This is a genomic window from Lactiplantibacillus sp. 30.2.29 (assembly GCF_018991255.1).
Classification (GTDB): Bacteria; Bacillota; Bacilli; order Lactobacillales; family Lactobacillaceae; genus Lactiplantibacillus; species Lactiplantibacillus pentosus.
Genome location: NZ_JAGYGU010000025.1, coordinates 16,572 through 33,583 on the forward strand (window position 1 = coordinate 16,572; position 17,012 = coordinate 33,583).

Annotated in this window: 15 protein-coding genes and 3 pseudogenes; 9 read left to right on the top strand and 9 right to left on the bottom strand. The window is 45.5% G+C overall.

The genetic code is table 11. The features are described from left to right. Nucleotides 1–45: 45 nt before the first annotated feature. Complete coding sequence (trxA, locus tag KGF65_RS12870; RefSeq protein ID WP_050337889.1) at nucleotides 46–378, bottom strand: thioredoxin; 333 nt, start codon at nucleotides 376–378, stop codon at nucleotides 46–48. Nucleotides 379–558: 180 nt separating this feature from the next. Here trxA and KGF65_RS12875 point away from each other — a divergent pair, with 180 nt between their 5' ends. Beyond that, complete coding sequence (locus tag KGF65_RS12875; RefSeq protein ID WP_088770210.1) at nucleotides 559–1,125, top strand: MerR family transcriptional regulator; 567 nt, start codon at nucleotides 559–561, stop codon at nucleotides 1,123–1,125. Nucleotides 1,126–1,415: 290 nt separating this feature from the next. Here the strand turns inward: KGF65_RS12875 and KGF65_RS12880 are convergent, their stop codons facing one another. The 4 genes and pseudogenes from KGF65_RS12880 to KGF65_RS12895 form a co-directional block, all read right to left on the bottom strand. Further along, entirely contained in the window at nucleotides 1,416–2,573 is a 1,158-nt protein-coding gene (locus tag KGF65_RS12880) for a mannitol-1-phosphate 5-dehydrogenase (RefSeq protein WP_003637471.1), read from the bottom strand. A gap of 1 nt (nucleotide 2,574) precedes the next feature. Beyond that, nucleotides 2,575–3,024: a PTS sugar transporter subunit IIA gene (locus tag KGF65_RS12885; RefSeq protein WP_003637470.1), complete on the bottom strand. Its 450-nt coding sequence runs from the start codon at nucleotides 3,022–3,024 to the stop codon at nucleotides 2,575–2,577. Nucleotides 3,025–3,038: 14 nt separating this feature from the next. Next, nucleotides 3,039–5,114, bottom strand: a complete 2,076-nt coding sequence (locus KGF65_RS12890; RefSeq protein ID WP_050337891.1) for a BglG family transcription antiterminator — start codon at nucleotides 5,112–5,114, stop codon at nucleotides 3,039–3,041. 38 nt (nucleotides 5,115–5,152) lie between these two features. Continuing rightward, a pseudogene (locus KGF65_RS12895) lies at nucleotides 5,153–6,994 on the bottom strand (PTS mannitol-specific transporter subunit IIBC). A 363-nt stretch (nucleotides 6,995–7,357) separates the two neighbouring features. Between KGF65_RS12895 and KGF65_RS12900 the strand changes: the two are divergent. Then, nucleotides 7,358–8,773 carry a C69 family dipeptidase gene (locus tag KGF65_RS12900; protein ID WP_101872681.1) on the top strand — a complete coding sequence of 472 codons (1,416 nt, stop codon included), beginning with the start codon at nucleotides 7,358–7,360 and terminating at the stop codon, nucleotides 8,771–8,773. Nucleotides 8,774–9,077: 304 nt separating this feature from the next. Here KGF65_RS12900 and KGF65_RS12905 read toward each other — a convergent pair whose 3' ends face one another. Further along, entirely contained in the window at nucleotides 9,078–9,521 is a 444-nt protein-coding gene (locus tag KGF65_RS12905; protein WP_225083509.1) for a VOC family protein, read from the bottom strand. A 55-nt stretch (nucleotides 9,522–9,576) separates the two neighbouring features. Then, nucleotides 9,577–9,843 (bottom strand): hypothetical protein, encoded by a 267-nt coding sequence (locus KGF65_RS12910; protein WP_003637465.1) that lies wholly within the window; start codon nucleotides 9,841–9,843, stop codon nucleotides 9,577–9,579. A 227-nt stretch (nucleotides 9,844–10,070) separates the two neighbouring features. Between KGF65_RS12910 and KGF65_RS12915 the strand changes: the two genes are divergently transcribed. From KGF65_RS12915 to KGF65_RS12925, 3 genes are all read left to right on the top strand, one after another. Beyond that, a complete protein-coding gene (locus KGF65_RS12915) occupies nucleotides 10,071–10,670 on the top strand; it encodes a TetR/AcrR family transcriptional regulator (RefSeq protein ID WP_050337898.1) in 600 nt (199 codons plus the stop codon). A 318-nt stretch (nucleotides 10,671–10,988) separates the two neighbouring features. Further along, nucleotides 10,989–11,207, top strand: coding sequence for a hypothetical protein (locus KGF65_RS12920; RefSeq protein WP_216748440.1), 219 nt, complete (start codon nucleotides 10,989–10,991; stop codon nucleotides 11,205–11,207). 164 nt (nucleotides 11,208–11,371) lie between these two features. Continuing rightward, nucleotides 11,372–12,355: a S41 family peptidase gene (locus tag KGF65_RS12925; protein ID WP_105923623.1), complete on the top strand. Its 984-nt coding sequence runs from the start codon at nucleotides 11,372–11,374 to the stop codon at nucleotides 12,353–12,355. A 231-nt stretch (nucleotides 12,356–12,586) separates the two neighbouring features. On the opposite strand, the gene KGF65_RS12930 is transcribed toward KGF65_RS12925, so the two are convergent. Next, nucleotides 12,587–13,300, bottom strand: a complete 714-nt coding sequence (locus tag KGF65_RS12930) for a glucosamine-6-phosphate deaminase (protein ID WP_003637462.1) — start codon at nucleotides 13,298–13,300, stop codon at nucleotides 12,587–12,589. A 345-nt stretch (nucleotides 13,301–13,645) separates the two neighbouring features. Here KGF65_RS12930 and KGF65_RS12935 point away from each other — a divergent pair, with 345 nt between their 5' ends. The 4 genes and pseudogenes from KGF65_RS12935 to KGF65_RS12955 form a co-directional block, all read left to right on the top strand. Next, a complete protein-coding gene (locus KGF65_RS12935) occupies nucleotides 13,646–13,876 on the top strand; it encodes a helix-turn-helix transcriptional regulator (protein WP_050337900.1) in 231 nt (76 codons plus the stop codon). A 12-nt stretch (nucleotides 13,877–13,888) separates the two neighbouring features. Beyond that, entirely contained in the window at nucleotides 13,889–14,308 is a 420-nt protein-coding gene (locus tag KGF65_RS12940; RefSeq protein ID WP_101872678.1) for a hypothetical protein, read from the top strand. A 79-nt stretch (nucleotides 14,309–14,387) separates the two neighbouring features. Beyond that, the gene (gene greA, locus KGF65_RS12945; RefSeq protein ID WP_003637459.1) at nucleotides 14,388–14,858 is read left to right on the top strand and encodes a transcription elongation factor GreA; all 471 of its coding nucleotides are present in this window, start codon (nucleotides 14,388–14,390) and stop codon (nucleotides 14,856–14,858) included. Between the two features lie 805 nt (nucleotides 14,859–15,663). Beyond that, a pseudogene (locus KGF65_RS12955) lies at nucleotides 15,664–15,876 on the top strand (GreA/GreB family elongation factor); the annotation flags it as partial. A 244-nt stretch (nucleotides 15,877–16,120) separates the two neighbouring features. On the opposite strand, the pseudogene KGF65_RS12960 reads toward KGF65_RS12955, so the two are convergent. Continuing rightward, nucleotides 16,121–16,798 (bottom strand): annotated as a pseudogene (locus KGF65_RS12960) (IS5 family transposase); the annotation flags it as partial. Nucleotides 16,799–17,012: the final 214 nt, after the last annotated feature.

Consider the following 17,012-nt stretch of genomic DNA (forward strand, 5'->3'; position numbering starts at 1 on the left):
CGCGATTTTTTAGGTAATTATTCGGCACACGACGCTGGCTTCATCCTAATCCGCAGTGACTTCCGCCAGCTTCTGATCCAAATATTTTTTCAGAGCTGCTTGTGGATGAAACCCGACTACTTTTTCAGCGGGCTTGCCATTTTTAAAAATCACGAGTGCGGGAATACTCATAATTTCAAACTTTTCGGCAATTTCTTGATGCTGGTCCACGTCTAATGACGCAAACTTGATTTGCCCGTCATACGCGTCGTCGAGCGCTTCAAGCACCGGCTCCTGCATCTTGCACGGGCCACACCAATCAGCCCAGAAATCAACCACGGTCAGCGCCGTATCGGCCGCCACGGTCTCAAAGGTCGTCTTATCTACTGGTTCAATCATATCGTAATCCTCATTTCCATTGATTTCCGTTCTATCATAGCATGTTTTGCACCTTCGAGCGGTGTTCGCGGTCTGAATCCCGAACATGGGTCACAATTTCCCTGTATATCAGTGTTTTTTACGATTAAAATTCGATATAATAGCGTTATGGAAACGATATAGGCTAAAGGAGGAATTTTTGTGTCCACACAAACACTCAGTCCTGAGCAGGACTCAGAATTAGTCGCATCGGTCGCCGCTGAACAACTCGGCATCAAGGCAGTGACGTTGCGCAAGTACAGTACCATGGTTGAAAAACAATTAAACGACGAGAACCGCTTCCGCCCGGCCGATAATAGTCATCGGTTATACAGCCCCGCGGATCTAAAAACGTTCCAAGCTGCCATCGATTTGGCAGAACAAGGTACGACGCTCGCAACGGCGCTGGGACGCGCTTTTGGAACTAAGCAAGCTGAACCGGCCACAACAGAAAAGGCTCCCAAGGCTCCGGCTGCAGCTGCTGAACAGGCTGAATCCGTTGCTGAAAAGGCCACTAAGCCTGAGACGGCCACCACATCCGTTACCGATGACAAACGGGTTCCGACCGCGCGACCATCCGGCCCAACCAACACGGAATTGTATAAGCAACAGGAAATCATCATTCGCCGCCTGGACTCATTGAGCGACCGTTTGAACCAGGTCATGGCCCAGTTGGACCAACAGTCCCAGCAAGCTGCCAAACCCTGGTGGCACTTCTGGGAACGCTAATCTCGTTGGATGGGACGTTAGGCTAGGTGCATTTATGCCTCAGCTCGCATCATCAGTGCGTCTGAACAGCGTGCATTATTTTCGAAACGACTTCAACCAACACACGCCACGACGCCTATCCGTAAGTCTGCGCGGCCACTGACTACCATTAGCTACATTAGCAGTGGCCGCAACCAACAACTGACAACAACTCAAGCCGCGAGCACAAAAGGACGTGCATCCCATCACAGGGTGCACGTCCTTTTAGGCTCCTAATCACTATGGCGGTTTGTGATTAGGCCCTTTTTAAATTACTTTACAGCAGCCAAATGCTTTTCGTAAGCTGCTTTGATTTCATTGATTAAATCTTCATCCTTCAAGTCGGTCGTTTCACGGATGACTTGTTCGATTGGTTCATCCTTCAACAATTGTTGTAGCTTGACGCTTTCGCTGTCATTTGGATAGTTGAAGAAGAACATTTCGCCAACCGTGTCAACCAAGGCGCTGTAGTCGCGACCGCGGTCTTTTAATTCACGGATTGGACGAATAAAGCGTTCGTTGAAGCCTAGCTTGCGGATTGGTGTCCGGCCGACCCGTTCGATATCATCTGAGATATATGGGTTTTCAAACCGGCTCAAAATCTTCTTTTGATAAGCATGGTGGACTTCAGGATCAAAGCCCCACTTTTGAATCAGCAGGTCCCCAGTCTCACCTAAGACGTGCTTAGCTTGGTCCACAACACTGTTATCCTTGACCGCTTCACCGATCGTCTTGTAGCCCTTCATGTTACCAGTGTAGGCAACCGTAGCGTGACCAGTGTTAACGGAGAAGAGTTTCCGTTCAATATATGGTTCCAAGTCGTCCGCGTAATCAACACCCTTTAATTGGATCTTAGGGTTCTTCATTTGTGACTTGTCGATGACCCATTCCTTGAATGGTTCAACAGAAACGAACAATGGATCGTCGTGCTTTTGAAGTGGCACGATCCGGTCGACCGCTGCATTTGGAAAGCCGGCATTTTGATCGGCCCACGCTTGTTCGTCAGCATTCAATGATTCGTAGACGGACTTCTTCAATGATTGGCTCCCACCAATCATGTTTTCACACGCAATAATGTCGATTGGCGTGGTGTTGTTATTGGCTTGCCGTAACTTTAACCCGTCGGCAATCAATGGTGCGATGAACTTCAGAATCTTAGGTCCAATCGCAGTCGTGACCATATCGGCTTGGGCAATTTCTTCAGCAACCGCCTTAGGATCCTTACCGTTGTTAATGCCTTTAACATCGTGAACTTCAATGTGTTCTTGGCCTTCTGCAGCCAATTCAATGGTGTAACCATTCCGTTTGTTCAATTCGTCAATCAAAGTATCATTAACATCAACGAAAGTAATCTTAAACCCGTTGTCTGCCAAGGTTTCGCCAATGAAGCCCCGACCAATGTTCCCTGCGCCAAAATGTACGTCTAACATGCTAATCAACTTCCTTTAATAGATTTATGATTTCATCTTCAGATTGAGCGTCCGCTAACTTGGCAACGTTGGCTACGTCGCTGCAGTATATCGCAATCTGAGATAAGAGGTTCAAGTGTTCGCCGTTCAAACCCGCGATACCGAAGATGACCGTTACAGTCTTATCATCGTCGTCATCGTCTGGATTTCCCCAGCTCACACCCATTGGTACTTGGACCACTGAGATCCCGGTCTTTTTAATGTACTTCATGCCATCTTCAGTACCATGGGGGATGGCAATGAAATTACCCATATAAACGGAAACATCTTGATTACGTGCCTGCATGGCATCGATGTATTCCGGTTCCACACAACCGCCATCGACCAATAGTTGACCGGCTAAGCGGATGCCTTCTTCTTGCGTTGCGACTTGTTGGTTCAACGCAATCATTTTCTTATCTAAAGCTTCCATTATTTTCACCTACGCTATTTCGTTAGTTCGTTCAAAAATGCTGTACTAATTAACTGATAAAGTTGCTGGCGGTCACCGGTCATAAAGGTCTGCGTGTTCTTGCGGCTTTCGATGACCAGCGCACTCAGCTTACCCATCAGCCGATTTTCAAAATCACTGATATTAGCGGGGCCGAGCATTAACACGATCCGCTGTAACCGAATGGATTGGTTATCCATGCTCTTAAAAGGTAACGGTTGGTCGAGTTCGAAGATCGCACAATAGGGTGCGGTGACTTCCTGACTCAATGTGTGCACGAGCGCCAAATTCGTATTCGGAATGCCCACTGGCGCTAGTCCTAAACGGTGTAACAACCGCCCCGCTACCTCTAAGGGGTCATGAATCAGATTGGGATCAATATGCCGCGTGATTTTGACCAAGGTCTCCGCAATCGTCTCATCGTCATTTCGAATCGGCGTGATGGTGAAGCGGTCTAGGATTTGCTTGGCGACCGTCATTTGTTGGTAGACGGTATCAAAATCAAGCGTGGTGGTCGTTGGTTCATCGGTTGGAGACTCGACCACCTTGGTACTTGGAAAATACTGATGAATATATTCCCGCAAGGCCGTGACTTCGTTCTCCAACAAGAGCGGACTGACCACCCGGTAGTTCAACTTGAATCCTGGTAGACTCGTCGTCGAGAGGATCATGTCGAAATCTTGCAGATGAATCTGCCCTAAGCTACCGATACGAGCGACCTCAATCGACGTAATCTCTGGGACTAACCGGGCCAAACGCGTCTTCAAGATGCGGGCGGTCGTCATCCCATTGGGACATAGCACCAAGACTTTGAGCGATTGATGGCTCAACTGTTGCTCATAGGTGCTGGCAAAGTGAATCAGCAAGTACGTCAGCTCATCAGTCGTGAAGTTCTGGTCGGTAAAGACTTGGAAAAAGCCGCGGACCACCGCTGAATACAACTTCGGATATTGCTCCCGAACTTCTTGGAGTTCAGAGCTCGGTGGTACCGGTCCGCTGACCCCGTTGCGTTGCAAAGCAATCTGCATGTGCGCCGTGAGGTTATTCAGCAAGCGGTCATCCGTCCCAAACGACCAATCGAAGTTCGTCGCAACCGCATCAATGAATTGTTTGACCTGATACGTGAGTTGCAAATCGTAATTCGATAATGAGGCGTCCTGGTCGATGCGGAAGGTCAGTCCCTTGATCTGCTGGGCCAAAAAGTCAATTTCTGCACCCGTGACCAACGCTTTGATCTGCTCTGGTAACTGCGTCATAATCGCCAACGCGATCCGCTGATACTTCAAGAAATCATCGCGGTTGATGCCCCGCAAGTACGTCACCCGCTGCTGATGTTGCAGGCGCATGATGCCCGTCGTCAAGGTGATGATCAACTGTTGGAGCTGACCATCGGGGACCGACGCAAAGTACTTCTTCTTCAATCCACGAACGGCTTGGTAGCACGTAATCAATGATTGCGCATCTAGTAAATTCAAGAAATACGACTGTTCATCACTCGATGAAACGGCAAGTCCCTGATTCAACTTCCCAATCGTTTTGAAAAACTCATAGTCGTTGATTTCATTATTTAAAATGGTGGCAAAGAGATTACGAATGCTGCCCTCGGTCCCGGCAACTTGGATGCCCCGTGACTTCAGTCGTTCAATAGATAATTCGTAGTCTGCAAACGGCGTCGTCAAGGCCGTTAAATCATTTGAGATCGTCGCCACACTCACATCAAAATCAAGCGCAAGTTCTTTTAATTTTACGGCATGATCCGTCATCAACAACCGACAAGCTAAGGCATTCTGGCGCGTCTGCGAATCAAACGCCGGCGCTAGTTTGCGTCCTGCCGCCAATTGGCCTTGAAATTCAGCCAATGCCGCTGGGGACCCAGTCAGCTGAAAATGATGTTTTTCATTCACAATCTTCAAATCAGCATTCGCTAACACTAATTCCAGATTGCTAAATTCCCGATAAATCGTGCGCCGACTACTGTTGAGACCGGTTTCAATCTGACTCATTGAAAGTCCGGTGGGATTCGCCAGCAACAACTGTAACAACTCGTCTTGACGTTGTGTGAACTTAACCATGGTGCCCACCTCATAATATAAATGGTATTAATATCATTTTATTTCAATTCTGATACCATCTTATCATACTTCGGTGAACTCAATAGGTCGTCAGTAATGAGGACTTGAACTTGTGTGTAGCGGGTCTTCAAGTTCTTGGCCGCTTCGGCACTGGAGACCACTAACAAGCTGTTGCTGTCCGTCAATTCATCGATTCCTAAGTTCTTAACACTAACATGTTTGTTGGCCTTCTTGACGCGGTCCTTCATTAAGGACGTTGCCATCGTCGCTGTTCCCAAATGACCGTCATGGTGAACGAAGACGATTTCGTCAACAACACTTAAATCTAAGTTAGCTGGCAATGCATCCGGCGTATCTGTAGTTGCTTGTGGTTCAGCTGCTGCAGATGCTGGGGCATCACTAACTTGGTCGCGCGCCTTCAAGTTAACAACGACTTGATCATATTTTGGACTGCTCAAGAAGTTATCAACGGCAAGGCGTAATGCATGGGGTGCTTTTTGAGCTGCCCGGTCAGCCAATTCGTTTTGCGTAATCACTAATAAACCTGGTTCGTCTTTCAAGTTGCTAATCGCCGTGTTCGTAACGGACATGTTGATTCCGGCCTTCTTGACCTTATCCCGTAAGAGCGAAGCGCCCATTGCGGATGAGCCCATTCCGGCATCGCAGGCGAAGATAATGTGGTCAACATCCTTATATGAAGCAATCACATCAGCAGGTTCAGCATCTGTTGCACTAGCAGTCGCCGTGTTACCACCCTTCATGTCGCTCATCTTACCTTGAGCAGCGGCCAAATCATCCGTATCCGTTGACTTGTCACGTTTCAAGATAATGGCGGCAACGATGAAGGAAGCTAAGGTGGCTAGGATCACGCCAACTGCTAAGCCAATATAGTTACCAAGATTCTTTGGAGACATAATGAATAACATTAAAATTGAACCAGGTGATGGCGTTGATTTTAGCCCAACATTTAAAAGACTAAACGTTGCAGTACCGGTAACCCCACCAGCAATAACGGCTAAGAACAATGCTGGCTTCATTAAAACGTATGGGAAGTAAATTTCATGAATCCCACCGAAGAAATGAATAATCATGGCACTAGGTGCAGATGCTTTAGCCGTCCCTTTACCAAACAAAGCAAAGGCTAACAGAATCCCAAGACCTGGACCTGGATCAGGTTCGAGCAAGAACAGAATTGACTTACCTGCACTAGCCGCCGCTTGAATCCCAAGTGGGGTCAAAATTCCTTGGTTAATCGCATTGTTCAAGAATAAAATCTTCGCTGGTTCAATGAAGACGTTCGCCAATGGCAACAGCTTCATTTGGATAATTCAGTTAACCCCGGCAGCCATTAATGCACTTGCACCGGCAACGACTGGCCCAATCGCGTAATAGCCTAAAATAGCTAATAACATCCCGATGATCCCAGCGGAGAAATTGTTAACTAACATTTCAAATCCGCTCTTGATCTTATCGGAAATGGCTTCATCCCATTTCTTGATAACCCAGCCGCCTAAAGGTCCCATAATCATGGCACCAATAAACATTGGAATATTTGACCCAACAATCACACCAATCGTGGCAATCGCACCAACGACCCCACCACGGTGACCGGCAATCATATTCCCACCGGTAAACGCGATTAATAATGGCAATAAATAATGAACCATTGGCTGAATCATTTTGGCCAAATCAGCATTTGGCCACCACCCACCAGCCATGAAGATGGCGGTGATTAAGCCCCAAGCAATGAAGGCACCGATGTTCGGCATAACCATGTTGCTCAGTGCACTCCCAAATTTTTGAACGCGAGCCTTGACGCCCACTTTTTTCTTTGCAACAGGAGCGCTTTGGGTTGCAGTTGTATTTACATTTTCACTCATCAGGTAAAGCTCCTTCCTTTTTCTTAACAACTTAATCATATCTATCGTGGTAAGCGGTTTCAAGAACATCTAGGTAGACCCGTGGCACAACAAACTGTGCCAGAATTAAACTCACTAATTCACAAAAATTGAATTTGGCACAGGTCCGATAAACGCCGACACAACGACAAGTAAAGTGTTTTTATTCGGAAGGACTTTTCGAACATGATTGCGGTTTCACAAGTTGATTTGAGGATTCATCACCCATTTCGGCGCATTCAAGACTCACCGTTTTCTCATTTTAAACGCTGGAAAATCAAATTGCCGTTGTAATCCCTGGTCAAGCTCCTATACTTATACTTAACTAAGGAGTGACTGATTAGAATGAAAAAAGACACAGATTGTACCGAAATATTAGTTGGGAAAGCTGCCAGCATGGATGGTTCGACCATCGTAGCACGTAACGAAGACGGCTATGGCCCAATTAATCCCATTAAGTTTATTGTCCACGAAGCCCACGACCAGACGAACGCCAGCTATACGTCCGTAACGACCGGGGTCACCGTACCGCTACCGGACCACGCTTACCGCTATACCGCGACGCCACAGGCCGACCAGCACGATGGCCGTTATGAAGAAGCGGGCATCAACGAATTCAACGTTGGCATGAGCGCAACGGAAACGACGGCGACCAATGCCCGCGTTCTCGGCTACGATCCACTGGTCCACGATGGTGTCGACGAAGAAGCCATGGTCACCCTGGTCTTGCCTTACATCAAAAGCGCTAAGGAAGGCGTCCAACGATTAGGCGCCCTCATTGAAAAATACGGCACTGGCGAAAGTAACAGTATCGCCTTCAACGACCATGACGATATTTGGCTATTGGAAACTGCCGGCGGTCATCATTGGGGCGCGGTGCGGATGCCAGAAGACACTTACGCTATCGTTCCTAATCAGACGGTTTTGCAGGAAATGGACCTCAACGACACCGCGAACTACTTAGCCGCTAGTGATTTAGCCGACTTTGTTAACCAGTATCATTTAAATCCCAATCCAGGCCACTTTAATTTCCGTGAGATCTTTGGCACGCAAAATGAGGCGGATGCTTACTACAACACCCCTCGGACTTGGTATGGGCAAAAATTATTCAACCCAGAAATCGCGCAAAATCCGACCGACCAAGATATGCCGTTGTTCCGGCACCCAAGTAAAAAACTAGCGATTGAAGACGTCCAATTCTTCCTGTCTTCACATTACAATGGGACCCCTTACGACCCATTTGGCACTTTTGCTTCGGGTGACCACCGCGAACAAACGCGGTACCGGTCAATTGCGATGGACCGCAACCAATGCTCGTCCATTCTCCAAATTCGCAATGACGTCCCTGCTGAGCAGGCGGCTATTCAATGGATCGCGATGGGCTTCTTCGCCTACGCACCTTATGTTCCATTCTTTACGAATATCAACGATACGCCGCTGGACTACCGTAACACGACTGGCACCGTCGACGTCGATAATGTGTACTGGCTGTCGAAGACCCTTTCCGTTCTAATCGAACCGCACTGGCATGAATTTGCTGAGACGGTCAATGCTTATCGCGACGGCTGCCAATCCTATGCACGGGGCCGGGTCGCCGCAACCGACGCCGCGCTCACTGGCGATGCCACGACATTTTTAACCCAGGCCAACGCTGAAACAGCTGGTGAAATTTCAAAGCGGACCCACGCTTTGTTCGACACGCTGGTTAAGCAAGGCTTATTGTTATCGAAGACGACCTGGGAAAAGGGACAGAACTTGTAAGGCGTACTGTTCGGATATCTCCGCCGTATGCTGACTTGTCATGGCCCTGTCACATTAGATTAGAAGCCAATTTAAAAACGACCTTCAATTTTGAAGGTCGTTTTAGTTTGTCGTCAGCTTTCAGTGTCTTTTATTCGGATTTCATTTATCATGTGCCGAACGATAACCATGTCGTTCCCGATAATCCCAACAAAAAAAGCAATCCAAGGCTCCCAAATTACTCAGGAATCTTAGATTGCATTCATGTCGTATGACGCCTAATCGCAATAACTGACATCACCCAAAAGAGGCGCTAGATTGGGCTTTACGATTGTTGCATGATTTGAATTTCCATTCCCCAAGGGGTCGTGATGTAGAAGAACCCCAACGGCCCCATCTCTCTGACCGTGACATTCGGTTGGTGTTCAAAATAGGCTTTTGCTTCCGATAAATCGCTGACCGTGATGGCGAGATGTGCGGCCCCAACGTCAGCGGGATTCAGTTGCGGATCAACTTGTCGTGGGGCGGACCACTGAACCAGTTCGATCTTACGACCACCATACTGTAGAAAGGCCGCACCTTCCATTACTGCACCCGTATGAACGCCAAAGTACCGTGTCAGACTGTCATCTGCTGGTTGCATCCGTCCGGGACGTTGCAGGACTTCAAACCCCAACACGTCCACGAAAAAATTAACTGCGGCGTCGATGTCTGGAACAACAAATCCCGAATGGTCAATTGTCCCTGTGAAAATAGTTGCTTTCGTCATCTGATCAGACCCTTTCATCTACATTCAACCTACATTCTCCTAATAACGATGGCGCTTATTGTGCTTGCTTAGTCGCATGCCGATAACCGAAGTAGAACTGCAGTAAGGCCAACAGCACATTTACCCAGTTCAATAGTTCAAACCAAATATGGAGGCCCGCAACTGGTGCGGCACCATAGAATGCCCAGAATCCCCAAACAACGGCAATCACGTTAATCCATGCAAACGTTTTTTGTAACCCTGGCTTATCCAGAGCAAACCACATCCAGATAACATTAATAACAAACCAAATTGCTAAAATCCAAAAAGTCCAAGTATACATTTCAATTACCTCTAATCTTTTAATTTAAAGGGAATAACGCCGGCTTCCTTTCAACAACATCATCATAGGAGATTCCAACCGAATTTACGACTGTCAAAATAAGAGCAGTTGTCCGCTTTCAAACAGTTTGGCTTCAAGTGTTCGAAAACGAACAAATTTTCATAAAATTATCGAATATGCTATGCTTAATTTATTACTACTAATTATGATCAATTAAGGGAGCTACCATGCCAAAAGATGTCCGTAGAATCAAAACCGAACGTGATATTCAAACTGCTTTCCTAGACTTGCTCAAAACTAAAAAATTTCGTCAAATTACGATTGCCGACATTTGTCAACAATCCTTAACGAGTCGCTCAACGTTTTATAGCCATTACCTCGACAAATATGATTTATTAGATAAAATGGTCGCCCATTACAGCACAATGTTCACACAAAAAGTTCGGCCACACTTTCAATTGATTATTGATGGTAACTTTGATGAACTCATGCAAAGTATTTGGGTGCTCTTAGATGAAAATCAACAAGCGATTCATATTTTATTTACCGTCCATGAGCCAGAAGCTGATCTAAAAGTCAATTTTCAACGGATTCTACATAATGGCTGGAAGCATTACATTGAAGCACAGTCACTAACTCAGGTGACGCCAATTGACCTGATTGCGGATATGGCAGCTAATTTGCAGATGACACTGTTGGAGTGGGTTATCCAACACGGTTCAGAACAGTTACCAAACGTCATTAGCTCTTTTAACGCACTCATCCAGACGATTCGGCCTCAAATTATCAAGAACAATGCGCTAGAATCGCCATCTAAAAAGGCGTAGGTAACGGTCACATGCCACCGCGCACTACTTTATTAATTACCCCGGTCGAGCCCAATCTCAAGAGCCAAACCTTCACTAACTATTTTCGGCGCCGTCTTTGAAAGACTGAAGCCCCTTCAAAATGTCGTCACAAACTCGATTAGCGTTTGTGACGACATTTTTTGAGTTGACGTATTAAGAGGCCATGATAGGGTCGTTAGACTGATTGACGATTACTCACTGAAAACTTTGTGAAAACAGGTTGTTAAGGGAGACGATTAGCGGGACGATGTAAGCGGTTGCTTAAGCAAAATGATATTTTTAGGAGGATTTTTTCATATGAAAACAAAAGTATTAAGCCTTTTACTTACAGTAGGCGCAGGCAGTCTGTTCTTGTTTACGCCTACCTTGAATTCACAAGCTGCTACTTGGCCAAAGACGGCTTTTCCATCTGGAATTCCGACACCACACGGATCTGGTGGACTTTACCACGGTTCGTGTCCAGCAGGCGATCATGGCGCTTATGCAGGTGGTGGCAATCTGTATTGTCATCGCTAATCAGGTCTGTGCTCAGATATTCTAAATTGTTAGAAATGATTTAAGCACGTTCTAAAATGTTAGTGACTAACTGAAGGTGCTACGCCACCAACCATTTACGTCAGTCATGCGCCTAGACTGTCATTTTTGGCCGGTAATTGACTTTTGATAAGGATTTGAATGATATGACTTTAAGTTTGACGCGGTATTTCAAAATCAGCTTGTTGGGATTAGTAATTTTACTGGCGGGTTGTCACCATCAGCCCACCACCACAGATAATCTCGAAGCCCCGGCAGTTATTTCGGAGATGAGTAAACATGGCATTATTGAGCAACCCAAGCAGTGGTCAGCGTTAGTAAAACAGACGAATCACGGAAAAAACGTCAAGACCGTGCGTGAATTAAGTGCAATTTTGCAACAAGGAAATCGGCATTCGTTTGCGACAGATTCTCCAAAAGAATTGGAACAACTTAATTATCCCTCAATTTCAAATGTCAGCGAGTATCAAGTGCTGAATGTGCCAACGTTCTTTTCGGCCGATAGTAAAAAAACCAACAAGTATCAGCAACAACTGCGCAACCTACTGAAAACCGTTAGTCATCAGCAAACGATTATTTTAAATTTTGCGCACAATCAAGGTGGGGACTATTACCCCATGATTGCCGGATTAGCCGCAATCATCCCTAAAGGTGTCCTGTGGTCTGAAGTTGACAATGCTGACCATGGCAAGCAAGTCGTGATGACGGCCACACAAATTCACGGTGGCTTGCTTGGCAACAGCTATCGCTTTCCAGCCAGTCATGCGGCCATTCACAAGCAAGTCGTGGTCATCACGGATTCTCGAACAGGTAGCGCGGCTGAGATGACAATCATGGCTTTGAAACGAAATCCGCAAGTGACTACGATTGGCGTCCCAACAGCTGGTTATACCAGCGTCAATAAAGGGCGCGTCGCAAAATCGAAAAAGACCGCCGCCATTCTGACCATTGGGACGATTACTAGCCCTGTCAAGATTGGCAATCAACGGCATTTTAATAACGAACCGCTTAAGCCGGATCTCACAACAATGTATGCCCCGATTTCTCCTGCTAAGGGTGAACAGTATCAGAAGCAACAACCCCTAGATACAGATTTTTGGCATGAATTAGAAAAACACTTATCCGAATGAGGCAATCAACACCCGTCAAGAAATGTTTAATACCAGTCTTTGACGGGTATTTAGGTTACGATTGATTTAAAATTAGCCTACTAGTCGCCACTTCAATTACGGTGACCAATCAACAAAAAACAGCTTCACTGCGACTAACTACCGCGGTGAAGTTGTTTAAAAATCATCCATCCCATTCGTCAATTCAACGCGTGCTAACACGCATCGTTGCAAATGGCTTTTAAATTCAGTTTAGTACTTCTTGCTTAACTTGCTTGCGGCCGCTTCGTCAATAATAACGGTAACGTCTGGGTGGTTTTGCAAGATACTTGCTGGTAAGTCAACCGTGTCTGGGCCTTCAATCATGCCCTTAACGGCATCCGCCTTGTTTTCACCGAATGCTTCAAGCAATAAGTGCTTGCTCTTCATGATGGAAGCTAAGCCCATTGAGAAGGCTTGCTTAGGCACATCATTTTCGCTAGCGAAGAACCGCGCGTTGGCTTCGATCGTTGATTCAGTCAAGTCAACCACGTGCGTCGTAATGTCGCGAGGGGTCCCTGGTTCGTTAAAACCAATGTGACCGTTACGGCCGATTCCTAAGATTTGTAAGTCGATTGGGTGTTCGTCAATTACTTTGTCGTAACGCTTAACTTCAGCTTCTGGGTCTGAAGCTAAACCGTTTGGCAAGAATGATTCCTTAAATGGCTTGTCATTGAACAAATGAGTTTGCATGAAGTATTTATAACTTTGGTCGTTGTCTGGTGCAATCCCAACGTATTCATCCAAGTTAACGGATGTGCAGTCACTGAAATCTAAATCACTATTTACGATTTCTTTGTAAGTTGTAACGGGTGTCGAACCAGTTGCCAACCCAAATACTTTCGCACCATTATCTAAAGCATTCTTAAATACTTTGTAGCCTTCCTTACCGCCGGCAGCTTGATCCTTTACTACGATAACTTTCATAATTAACTGACTCCCTCTTTGTTTGGTATAGTCCAATTGTATATTGGTCTAGACTAAAATACAAGGGATTTGTTTAAAAAATCCAATTTAATTTTCTTGCAATCGTTACCATCTTTAAGCTATCAGTCTAAACTACCTTAATAATTTAATTGTATTTTCTGATAACTTTGCCTATACTTAACTTGTTCGTAACTCCGTGGAACGTGAGAAATTCCACGACTAGCCAAGGCTGCAAAGTCATTGGCTATTTTTTTTGGCGTCATCGTTGTCGTCAACGTTTGCCAGTTGTCCAAACCAATCAATTCCGGTTGTCAGTCACCTGACCTGCGTTTATACTAAGGACAAATGGAACATATATTTTACATTGGAGGAAAATTCGTGGACAATCACGTCAAAGCATTTCGTTTAGCGGCGGGGCTTTCTCAAAAAGAACTCGCCAACCTTACTGGCATCACCCGGCAGACTTTAAGCCTGATTGAAAAAGGCACTTATAATCCCTCATTGAAGCTCTGTCTCAACCTCTGTTATGCACTCCACCAAACACTGGATACCGTCTTTTGGATCGACCCAAGTTAGGAGGTCTCAATCATGAAGAAGATTCGCGACGAACGTTTAATTTTACAAAATTTCAAGAACATCCGCACAACGTTATTAGTTGAAAATAGTGTCATTTTACTGCTTTTACTATGGCAAGGCTGGCAAAAAAGCGACCTCTTGCACGCCTTCACGTACGACAATCCGTTGTTCCTCGTCCTCATGATTGCCGTGTTCACTATGATTGTGCTGTCCCTCAACGTGAGCACCCCAATAGAAGACAAACCGAAACGGTCATGGCGCTACCTCGGCGTAAGCGCACTCATTGAACTAGTTGGCTTCTCCATTGGCTTTTACCTTCTGACTGCCGGTCATCATCCGTTCATCAGCCTGCTCGCAGGAGTTGTTCTGACCGCGATTACTAGCGGCATCATGCTATACAGCAATCACTTACGCAGCCGCGGTGAACAGTAGCGATTGCCTGGCCGGTACCAATTCAGTTACTTTTGCGATAAACTATTCCCAGAAATTTAACGGATACGAGGTCTTAGCGATGGAACCAACTTTTAACAAAATGACTGCGGCCGGCTACCATGCGATTGAACAAGAAATCGAGGATTTGAAACAGCAACGGCCCGAACGAATCAAGATTCTCGCCGCGGCCGCTGCATTGGGCGACCGCTCTGAGAACGCTGAATATAGTAGCGCCAAACGCGACTTGGGCCGCTTAGAAAGTCGCCTACGTTTTCTCAACAAACAGTTACAGTATGCCCAAATCGTCCAACCCGCCGACAACGACCAACTGGATATTGGCAAGTTCGTCACCATCGAATTTCTAGACGACCATGACCAAATCACCTATCAACTCGTCGGCAAACAGGAAGCCAATCTCGAACAACAAAAAATCTCATTCACATCGCCCATTGGCCAGGCGCTCGCCAATCATACCGTGGGCGACGTGGTCACTGTGAACGCGCCGAACGGGGCTTATCAGGTTAAGGTGATCGCGGTTAAGCGCGCGTAATAAAATAGTTATATCAATCGATTGGGTCCTTCTTTTCATTTTTCGGAGATCAAAAATACACTTACCGAAGCGTATACGTGTTAGAATAAAGACGGTAAAAAAGCCGGTACGCTAATACCGACTTGAATCAAGGCCCGCTCTAAGAGCAGTTGGCTTTAAAATTTAGATAACCAAAAAACAGTCACCTAATACCTGCCAAAGTTTTGCCAAAGTTTTGGGGTGGCTATTTTTCGTTTCTAGCGTTCCATATCTGATACATCACTAGTGTGAGGCTCAAAATGATCTGCAAAAAAGCAAGCCAAACAGGTAAAGTGACCACGCCTGAAAAACTTGATGACCATGGCCAAATCACCTATCAACTCGTCGGTAAACGAGAAGCCAATCTTGAACAACCAAGGATTTCATTCACATCGGCCAGGCGCTCGCCAATCATACCGTTGGTGACGTGTTTACTTTGAGTGCGCCGAACTGGGATTATCAGGTTAAGATGATTGCGATTAAGCGCGCGTAATAAAGTAGTTATATCAATCGATTGGGCGCTTATTTTGATTTTTTTGAATCAAAAATATACTTCCCGAAACATATACGTGTTAAAATAAAGACAGTAAAAAAGCCGGTACGCGAATACCGACTTGAAACAAGGCCCGCTCTAAGAGCAGTTGGCTTTAACATTTGAACAACTAAAAAACAGTCACCCAGTTACTTGCCAAAGTTTTGGGGTGGCTATTTTTTGTTTCTGGCGTTCCATACCTGATACATCGCTAGTGCGATGCTCAAAATGATCTGCAAAAATGCAAACCAAACAGGTAAAGTGACCACGGCTGAAAACCTTGATGACCATGACCAAATCACCTATCAACTCGTCGGCAAACAAGAAGCCAATCTCGAACAACCAAAGATTTCATTCACATCGCCCATCGGCCAGGCGCTCGCCAATCATACCATTGGCGACGTGTTTACTGTGAGTGCGCCGAACGGGGATTATCAAGTTAAGGCGATCGCGGTTAAATGCGCGTAAACATAGGCTAAATTTTACTTAGTATGCTTGTAGTAATTGTACTAGCCTTTTATTAATCACCACCAAGGCCTCTGATACTAATAGGCCTCGTTATTCACAAATAAAGCCAGAGATTTCTTATTGCTTACACGATGAGAAATCTCTGGCTTTATCTTTTATTGTTTGGCAAACGAACAATAAAAGAGCTTATGTCAACAGTACATAAACTCAATTTAATAGTCATAAGAATCAGTAATAACAATATTTTAAGCAAGATGCATATTGAAGCAACGTAGACCGTAACCAGAGAAACATGGGCGAGCTTCTCATAACGAGATGCAATCTTACGAAAGTTTGTCATTTTACTTTGTCGGAATGGTATAGATTCCTGCTTTATCTTCAATATACTGGCGAAGTTTCGCAGCACCATAGGCTTTATCCGCGATAATATTTGATTGAGAAATATCGAAGCCTTCCAACAACTCGCTAGCAACTTGGCTGGCATGTACTTGACCACCCGTTAAGCGAAAACCCAGAGGATTTCCTAATCTGTCAACGAGTGCGTGAATCTTAGTCGTTCAATTACCTCAACTTAGTCCAATAGCTTGATTATCGTCCACACATTCGGCGTTTTTTCCCAATAGACTTCCGATGAACTCGAACAATTGTTGAATCCAAGCTCAAGTTTTCTATATCGAAATCGTCAATCAATCCGAGAAAATCCTGTTCGAATAATCCTAAACGTACCCAAGCCTGGAAGCGACTATACACATTTTCCAAGGGGCGTAGCGTTTCCAAGGCCACCGCGCATGAGCCTGAGGATAGCGTTGAGAGTGGTACGGTTGTCTAAACTTGATGGACAGCCAGTCCGGTATGGCGGGAAGTATCCTTTGATTCGTTTGCACTGACCATCTTCCAGTTGGTATCGTTTAGGTGTTGTCATCGAAAAGCCTCGATTAGTTATTCCTCAAATTACACCTGAATTTTTAGTTTCCAGACAGTCCTTAATCTTACGAATGAAAATTAACACCAATGCAAGTTTTGTTGCTGTTATCTATCGAATTATTTCTATATTGCTCTACCAAGGATTAATCAACGAAATAGGATTCAATATAAACTACAGTTTGTAGGAAGTTCTGTGAATTTGCCCAGAATAA

Excerpts from the sequence above, each read along its gene's own strand:
- KGF65_RS12935 (WP_050337900.1), top strand. The coding sequence starts at position 13,646 with ATGGAACATATATTTTACATTGGAGGAAAATTCGTGGACAATCACGTC.
- KGF65_RS12930 (WP_003637462.1), bottom strand. The coding sequence starts at position 13,300 with ATGAAAGTTATCGTAGTAAAGGATCAAGCTGCCGGCGGTAAGGAAGGC.
- KGF65_RS12900 (WP_101872681.1), top strand. The coding sequence starts at position 7,358 with ATGAAAAAAGACACAGATTGTACCGAAATATTAGTTGGGAAAGCTGCC.
- KGF65_RS12885 (WP_003637470.1), bottom strand. The coding sequence starts at position 3,024 with ATGGAAGCTTTAGATAAGAAAATGATTGCGTTGAACCAACAAGTCGCA.
- KGF65_RS12925 (WP_105923623.1), top strand. The coding sequence starts at position 11,372 with ATGACTTTAAGTTTGACGCGGTATTTCAAAATCAGCTTGTTGGGATTA.
- KGF65_RS12910 (WP_003637465.1), bottom strand. The coding sequence starts at position 9,843 with ATGTATACTTGGACTTTTTGGATTTTAGCAATTTGGTTTGTTATTAAT.
- KGF65_RS12890 (WP_050337891.1), bottom strand. The coding sequence starts at position 5,114 with ATGGTTAAGTTCACACAACGTCAAGACGAGTTGTTACAGTTGTTGCTG.
- greA (WP_003637459.1), top strand. The coding sequence starts at position 14,388 with ATGGAACCAACTTTTAACAAAATGACTGCGGCCGGCTACCATGCGATT.
- KGF65_RS12880 (WP_003637471.1), bottom strand. The coding sequence starts at position 2,573 with ATGTTAGACGTACATTTTGGCGCAGGGAACATTGGTCGGGGCTTCATT.
- KGF65_RS12940 (WP_101872678.1), top strand. The coding sequence starts at position 13,889 with ATGAAGAAGATTCGCGACGAACGTTTAATTTTACAAAATTTCAAGAAC.
- KGF65_RS12915 (WP_050337898.1), top strand. The coding sequence starts at position 10,071 with ATGCCAAAAGATGTCCGTAGAATCAAAACCGAACGTGATATTCAAACT.
- trxA (WP_050337889.1), bottom strand. The coding sequence starts at position 378 with ATGATTGAACCAGTAGATAAGACGACCTTTGAGACCGTGGCGGCCGAT.
- KGF65_RS12920 (WP_216748440.1), top strand. The coding sequence starts at position 10,989 with ATGAAAACAAAAGTATTAAGCCTTTTACTTACAGTAGGCGCAGGCAGT.
- KGF65_RS12905 (WP_225083509.1), bottom strand. The coding sequence starts at position 9,521 with ATGACGAAAGCAACTATTTTCACAGGGACAATTGACCATTCGGGATTT.